General features: G+C 49.3%; 1 protein-coding gene. It reads right to left on the reverse strand.

The genetic code is table 11. The features are described from left to right. On the reverse strand, nt 1-655 hold a 655-nt coding region (locus tag R7R24_RS27590), incomplete at both ends, for a LysR substrate-binding domain-containing protein (RefSeq protein ID WP_318120256.1).

The following is a 655-nucleotide window of genomic DNA, read 5'->3' on the forward strand; positions in this document are numbered from 1 at the left end:
TCATCTTGCAGCAGTTTCTCCACCAGCACACCTTCATGAATAAGTGGCATCGCAATATGACGCGGCATATACCCGACTCCAACGCCATTTTTTAAACATTCAATCGCACTATACCAATTGGGCAATAATAAACGACGCTGCTTAGCATAGTGACCTGTGTGTCGTTTTGGCAGTACGTTCGATGTGTCATCCAAACAAATCGCGGGGAACTGACTAACAAACTCTTCGGTGAGAACCTGCTGGCGTACGCAAGGATGAGCAGGCGACATGACAAACGCCCAATCCAACACACCCATGTCTTTCACTTCGAAGTCCCCACCGACCGGGACCGCTGACGTGGCTCCGACTACGATATCTGCACGACCTTGAGCGATCGCCTCCCAAGAGCCGTTAAAGACTTCCATGTTGATTTGCAGTTCCGCAAATTCAAACTCTCGATAAAAATCTTCCACTAGCGGCTTGAGCTTTTCGAGCTTCACTACGTTATCCAGCGTCAGTTTCAGCGTTGTTTTCCAGCCGTGCGCAGCTCGACGAGTTTGTGCTTTCACCTCTTCCATCTGACGCAGTAACGAGCGAGCTTCAGCCATGAATAGCTCACCCGCTGGTGTTAATTCAACTTTTCTTGGTAAGCGGCGAAATAGCACGACGTCCAAAT

The organism is Vibrio sp. 704, assembly GCF_033339295.1.